The sequence below is a fragment of the Symploca atlantica LB2515 genome (assembly GCF_052546295.1).
Genome location: NZ_JBQWMT010000002.1, coordinates 86,972 through 93,803 on the forward strand (window position 1 = coordinate 86,972; position 6,832 = coordinate 93,803).

A 6,832-nucleotide genomic window follows, 5' to 3' on the forward strand; every position below is an offset into this window, starting at 1 on the left:
ATACCGGGCTTCGCCCCGCTGCGCTAACGCGATTTAGGTTTCTGCTTCTTCCACATCTGCGTACACCACCAATTTGCCTTAGTTATCTCCCCGTCTTACGTCATGTCCACAGACTTTCGACTCATTGCAGAGTAACGATTCCGCAAGCCCTGCGGTACGGAGTCTTCTCAAAAGACTTGGTACTTGTTGCTTAGGTCTTTTACCCAACCAAGCTTTTCTGGTTGGAACCCCCTAAACCTAGTTTTCAAGATGCTGATACCTACTGCTTGTTTTTCGCGTTTCGGTATCCCTCGACTGTAAAACTACAACTAGGCGGAGGCGCGGCTTTCCTGAGGGGCTGTGGGCGGAAGTGAATTCCGCCCTTTAAACGACCCGTCCCATCACTAAAAGTGAGGGTCTCCAGCCGCGAAAACAGATGATAAAGTAAAAAACTTGTAATGCCACTGAGATATCAAACCAAACTTGTAGTTTTTGTAAACGTGTAACAAAATAACAATGGCTTTACCTGCTAGATTATCTTTGTTAAGGCAGAAGACAAAAAAACTGCCACCAAACAGGGAACGGTCGTGTTTGTATTGATTAGGGTTAAACTCAAAGAAAATTACTGTCTCGGAATATCTGAGTTAACGGGGGGCATGTTTCAGCCATCCCTAAAGTGCCCAATCATCGATATTGCCACCCAATCTTCCTGTTGGTGAGTTGAGTTTGGAGAGTAGACACAATCTCAGACTTAACCAAAGCAAGTCTGAGAAGCTGAATTCAAGTTGGTGCTTATATGCTTTCACAGATTGTGCGCCCGTTGGTACGTACCCAAATTAGGTTACTAGCCAACTCTCAAGCAACACGTTCAACACTGATTTCAACTATCACCCAGTGGCTTAGCTACTTGGGGGTTTATGCTGTAGTTACCCAGTTGAACGCTAGTTCTAACAAGATTCAGGTCTCTCTAACTGTAGGTAAGCCAGATTCCTGTGATTCCAGCGACTGGCAGCAAATTCTTAATAATCTTGAGCGGAATTCCGAGACAAGTTGCGCCTCCAAGCTCAGTTACGAGGAGATGACTCCAAAGCAGCAAAGTAAGTTACAACGCTTACTGGCTTACATTATTCAGGTGGGTGATCCAGAAAATGCGGTTAACTGGGATATTCTTTATCCACAGCTAAGATCAATAGACTTGGATGAATATATGCTGGCAGGCATCAAATCAGCATTAAAAGTACCCCAGTCCCTTGACCAATTAATAGAAGGGATTGACCCCGATCTTGCAGCAATCGCTCTGCCTTTTGCAGTCAGTATTGCTTTTCTCGACCGACGTGTCAATCCCCATGAAGATCGAACTCTGACAGCCTTGTTTAATGCGATGAAATAGTTGATCGACTACATCACATCAGTAGTTTACTCATCTACCTCCTCTCGGTTATTATCTCTGAGTTTTTCCTGCAAGAGTTTTTCCTGCAGGAGCTTCTCTAGATCTTCGTTTCTGAGAACCTCCTCAATTAACTCCCTGACGGTATCAGACATAGTTATGCCCTTCAGGTAGCAATACAGCTTAAATCTCTCTTTGAGTGCTTCCGGTAATCGAAATCTAAGGTAATCATCCCTTTCCAGCATTTGTTGCTTCTGGCTATTTGCCATTCTTTACGTTCCAGATGCGTTAAGTTTAGCTGAGTCTTGTTATAACACTTTAACAAAAAATAGGATTATTTTGTTGTGATTAAGTAACAAATAGTTCCTAGGACTGAGATAGCACTACTCTAACAACGCTTACTGTGGTCTAGGCATCAGGGCAAAAGGTAGTGAGTTCCAGATAGCCAAATATATTAATTCTGTATATCTTCAGCTGGATCAATTCCTTAGCTCATATTAAGTCGTAATTTCAAAAAAAGTTAATTAGCATTCCTCCTAAAAATTTTTCTAGCATTTTATATCCTTAGATTTTCGGGTTGACAAACACCAATTTTAGGATGCAAGGCTAGAAAATAATTTTGTGTCTATTTGAGATAAAGTTTCTGTAAGGATTTAATGAAATTACGATTAAAGTTACTTGGACAGAGTATGGACAGAGTAGCTATGATTGTTCTAAGCAATCTTGAGTTATTTACCATTTCTTAGTGAAGAACCCTCAATTTTTAAAGAGTTGATAAAGCTAATGTCAATGATCGCAACAGAGGATAGTCTTTAGTATAGCTAAAGTCATTATTGAGTTATTTTTACAACGGTTTAATCAGCTAGAGTAGTGGTGTGACAGTAAAAAAACAATAAATATCCAACTAAATTTTGGTAATTAGTTAGACGAAATATTTTATTTATAATCATAAAATTTCCGGATTTAGTCAGGAAATAGAAGAAAACTTAATTAATAAGCTATGTTTAGCTAATGAGACAACTATTGTCAACAACAGCAGGGTGATTCATGGCATTTACATAGACAAAAAATTTTAAAATATTACGTGAATTTTTTTTGTCTAAATGAATTTAGCTCTCCAGTCATATAGTAGGCAATTTACTGGTAGTAGGCGATTTGCTGGCTAATTAGTTATGATTTTAAATAATTAAATATTTTAGGAGCTGAAGAGGTGGTTTTCTTAGATAAAATTCAGTACTGTTTTCAAAAAAGTTGCACATACATGGACAAAGTCAAAATTTTAAATTTGTCTATCGATAATTTATCCCAAGCAGAGCTTTTGAGGGATTTGAAAATTGGCATAATCTTTACTCCTAATGTAGATCATTTGGTAAAACTTCAAAAAGATAAAGATTTTTTCAGTGCTTATCAAAGTGCTGATTACAAATTATGTGATAGCCAATTAATTATTTTCATTTCTCGTTTTTTAGGCTCACCAATTAAAGAAAGAGTTGCAGGCTCTGATTTTTTTCCTGCTTTTTATGACTACCATAAAAAAAATGAAGTCATTAAAATATTTCTGTTGGGAGCTGCTGAAGGTGTAGCGGCAAAAGCTCAAGAAAGAATTAATGCGAAAGTCAATAGAGAAATTGTAGTAGGTACATATTCACCACCTTTTGGTTTTGAAAAAGATGAGCAAGAATGCTTAAAAATCTTTGAAGAAGTCAATAAGTCTGACGCTACAGTCTTAGCAGTAGGACTTGGAGCCCCTAAGCAAGAAATCTTTATATCTAAATACAAGAACCGGTTTCCCAACATCAAAATTTTTATGGGTATTGGTGCAACCATTGATTTTGAGGCAGGTAAGTTTACTAAACCCCCTAAGTTAATAGCCGATTTAGGTCTGGAATGGTTGTGGAGATTATTGTCTGACCCTAAAAGGCTCTGGAAAAGGTACTTAGTAGAAGATATGACATTTTTTGGAATGGTTCTCAAGCAAAAATTGAAGCTATATGTAGAACCCTTTAGAGACAATTAACATATTTAACAGTGAGTAGCTTAACAGCCTGTTGGTAGTTAATTGCAACTTCATAGTCTATCATAGAGCAAAATTCTCAAAACGAATCCTAGACAAAGGTTAAATACTTGTGTTAAGTGAGCAGCCAGTACTTCTATTTGTTGATATTATTCTCTTTGTAATATCACTTGTACTTCTTGTTCCCATCGTCGTTCTTTTTATTGAATGCATTTCTGCCTTGTTACCTAATCGTTCTCGAAGTTTGGTAGCTGCAAAACTTCGACCTAAGACTGCTATTTTGGTTCCAGCTCATAATGAAGAGTCAGTAATTGCTACCACCCTGGAAAACTTACTCCCCCAGCTAACAACTCAAGATCAACTAATAGTCATCGCGGATAATTGCACTGATCAAACAGCAGAGATTGCTCACAGATATGGTGCTAGGGTTATTGAGCGACGAGATCTTGAAAGAAGAGGTAAGGGGTATGCCTTAGACTATGGTCTAAGGTTGATCGAAGCCGACCCTCCGGAAGTGGTTGTTTTGATAGATGCTGACTGTATTGTTCAGGAAGGCACAGTTGAGCGGATTGCTCAGCTAGCTTTTACTACCGGAAGACCTGTTCAGTCAACATACCTCATGGCACAACCAGCAAATCCAGGACCAAAGGATTCAGTTTCTGCCCTAGCTTTTATGGTGAAAAATCTAGTCCGTCCTAGTGGATTGGCTCGAATGGGGTTACCCAGTTTGCTGACAGGTACTGGCATGGCATTTCCGTGGTCGGTAATTTGCACAGCGCCTCTGGCTAGTAGCAATCTGGTTGAAGATATGCAATTGGGGTTAGATTTAGCAATCGCTGGACATGCACCCCTATTCTGTCAGGAAGCCAAAGTTATAGGACTTCTTCCCCAGGAGCGACAAGCAGCCAAAGGGCAAAGAACACGTTGGGAGCATGGTCATTTAAATACCCTGCTAACCCAAGCGCCTCGACTATTCAAAGCATCTATTGATAAGAAACGTTTGGATTTGTTAGCAATTGCCCTAGACATTTGCATACCCCCAATTTCGCTATTAGTCATGTTCTGGGTGGTTGTTATGGGGGGAGCTTTATTGGCTGGAGCCTTGGGGGCAACCTGGAAACCTGCTCTTTTATTGGCAATCGCAGGGGTGATGATCCTAGTTTCGGTTATTGGTGCTTGGGCTAAGTTCGGGCGTGAAGACTTGCCGTTAAAAGCACTTTTGGCTGCACCAGCTTACATGTTGTGGAAGATTCCCCTCTATCTGACTTTCCTCGTGCGGCCTCAGAAAGAATGGGTTCGCACCCAACGAGACAAAATCCAAAGAGACAAAATTCAATCAGATACAGTTGATGTTCGCTGACTGACCCAGGTGAAGTACTAATGATTGAATCAAAGATGACAATCGTAGCTTCCTGCTTCTACCGCCGAAGCCTCCAACAACTAGGTTCTTTTTGGTCTTACTCAGCGTCCACAATTAGAACCCCGTCTTCCATAGGGTTGTCTGAATTTCTGGAAACCCTTGGTTTTCGCGCTTAGAGTTGGTGTTCCAACTGTATTAGATTGTACTGCCAATGCAGGCTGGCAATTCATCGGGTTAACGCCCCGCTTCTTCTTTCGGAGACGCTCTCGCGAACGCTAACACTGTCAAATCGAAGCCCTTGAGCAGAGCGAAGGGGAAGCGAAGGATTATGACGGGAGACTTCTTGCCGGATTATTTAAATTTTTCTGACTACAATAAATTAGTCTTGCCCATTTCAGGGAGGGAGATACGCTACACCACGGGGAGGGGTTTTAAGCATTTTGTCAAGGGCGACATACAACGCCAACGTAGATGAGGGGTGTTGCTACGCCGCTGAATAACCGCTAATGTAGCTTATCAGATATCTTTGGCTGCCATTAATATATTCAACAAAATCGCCAGGATTCCCCCACCTCGAAGCAAATGAGCGTTTAGCTCACAAAGCGCAGGTGGGGGGAGGAATTGCGGGACGGCGTAAGTATGGAGTCGTCCAAGCTACTTGCCATTGCTTCACGACAATGATAGTGTAAGACAACATCGTGAAAGTATCATGGGCCAAACCCTAACTGCCAAATTAAAACTAGAAGTCACCCAGGAGCAAAAAGAACAGCTCCGGGTGACTTCTTTGGCATATAAGGACGCATTGAATTACACATCTGGTGTTGCCTTCGAGATGGGTAAAACCTACAACGGCACCAAGATACAGAAGAAAGTTTATTACACACTGCGGGAGAAGTTTAGACTACCTTCGCAAATGGCTTGTAATGTTCCCCGTCAAGTTGGAGCAACCTATAAGTCATTACGGACAAAGTTGAAGCACAACGAGGAGGCATTTAAAGCGGGTCGTACCAAGAAACGATACAAGGGATTGGATAAACCACCTAAGTACGTTTCTCGTACCTGCACCTTAAATTATCAGCGTGATTACTCATTTATTAAAGACCAGAAAGTAAGTGTCATCACTTTATCTGGTCGAATCAAGGTAAATTATCAGGGATACTCCAAGCATCTTTATCTGATTAATTCTGGAGTAGCCAAAATTGGAGCGGCAAAACTTTGGTACTCACGCGCCAGGAAAACTTACTACTTGTTAGTAAGCATGGAGGTGGAAATACCAGAGCTAACACCGAACAATATAAACAGAGTCATCGGTGTAGATGTTGGGCAGCGCTATATTGCTGTTGCCGCAGATACCCGAAATAAGGCTCAGTTTTTCAGTGGTAAACAGGTGAGGCACAAAGCTTCTCGTTATGTAAAAGCGAGAAGGTCTTTGCAGCGTAAAGGCACCCGTAGTGCAACCAAAAGATTAGTTGCTTTATCTGGACGGGAGAGACGGTTTATCGCTGATACGAATCACTGCATTGCTAAGCAAGTTGCAGAGCCTAACACCCTGATTGGATTGGAGAATCTAACCCATATCCGAGAGCGGACCAAGCCCCAGAAAAAGGGCAAGAAAGCGTCGCACAAACAGCGTAGAGCTAACAGCAACAAGGCTCGTTGGTCATTTGCACAGCTGCACGGCTTTATTGATTACAAGGCTGTGTTGTCTGGAAGTTTGGCTGTCAAAGTAGATGCTCATTATACTTCTCAGGCTTGTCCCTGCTGCGGTCACACATCCAAAGGAAATAGGCCCAACAAGGGTCTAACTTTTGTGTGCCAGCAGTGTGGTTATGTTCTCCATTCCGATTTGATTGGTGCTCGAAATGTTGCACTTAGAGTGTTGCTCTTTCGGCAAGACTGGGAGAGTACGGGGCGTTTTTCAGCCGTCCCTGATGCGTCGTCGGATGAAGGCAAAGCCGATAGCGAAGCGGTAGCGAGGCAACGAGCGTCGCGCCTTTCGAGGTATTCGGAACTGCGCTGGACGATAGATGCAATCTCCACCCTCAGCGAAACGGAGCCGTCAGGCGAAGTGTAGCAGGGTGGAGTCGTTGAA

At 42.0% G+C, this 6,832-nt stretch carries 5 protein-coding genes; 4 read left to right on the forward strand and 1 reads right to left on the reverse strand.

Annotated features, from left to right (window positions below; all coding sequences use genetic code 11):
* The first annotated feature begins 775 nt into the window (after positions 1–775).
* Positions 776–1,369 (forward strand): hypothetical protein, encoded by a 594-nt coding sequence (locus tag ACT7WV_RS25750; protein ID WP_445105802.1) that lies wholly within the window; start codon positions 776–778, stop codon positions 1,367–1,369.
* A gap of 26 nt (positions 1,370–1,395) precedes the next feature.
* On the opposite strand, the gene ACT7WV_RS25755 is transcribed toward ACT7WV_RS25750, so the two are convergent.
* Entirely contained in the window at positions 1,396–1,635 is a 240-nt protein-coding gene (locus ACT7WV_RS25755; RefSeq protein ID WP_445105803.1) for a hypothetical protein, read from the reverse strand.
* A 992-nt stretch (positions 1,636–2,627) separates the two neighbouring features.
* Between ACT7WV_RS25755 and ACT7WV_RS25760 the strand changes: the two genes are divergently transcribed.
* From ACT7WV_RS25760 to ACT7WV_RS25770, 3 genes are all read left to right on the forward strand, one after another.
* Positions 2,628–3,383, forward strand: coding sequence for a WecB/TagA/CpsF family glycosyltransferase (locus tag ACT7WV_RS25760; protein ID WP_445105804.1), 756 nt, complete (start codon positions 2,628–2,630; stop codon positions 3,381–3,383).
* A gap of 109 nt (positions 3,384–3,492) precedes the next feature.
* Positions 3,493–4,740: a glycosyltransferase family 2 protein gene (locus ACT7WV_RS25765; RefSeq protein ID WP_445105805.1), complete on the forward strand. Its 1,248-nt coding sequence runs from the start codon at positions 3,493–3,495 to the stop codon at positions 4,738–4,740.
* A gap of 709 nt (positions 4,741–5,449) precedes the next feature.
* Positions 5,450–6,814, forward strand: coding sequence for an RNA-guided endonuclease InsQ/TnpB family protein (locus ACT7WV_RS25770; RefSeq protein WP_445101616.1), 1,365 nt, complete (start codon positions 5,450–5,452; stop codon positions 6,812–6,814).
* The last annotated feature ends 18 nt before the right edge of the window (positions 6,815–6,832 follow it).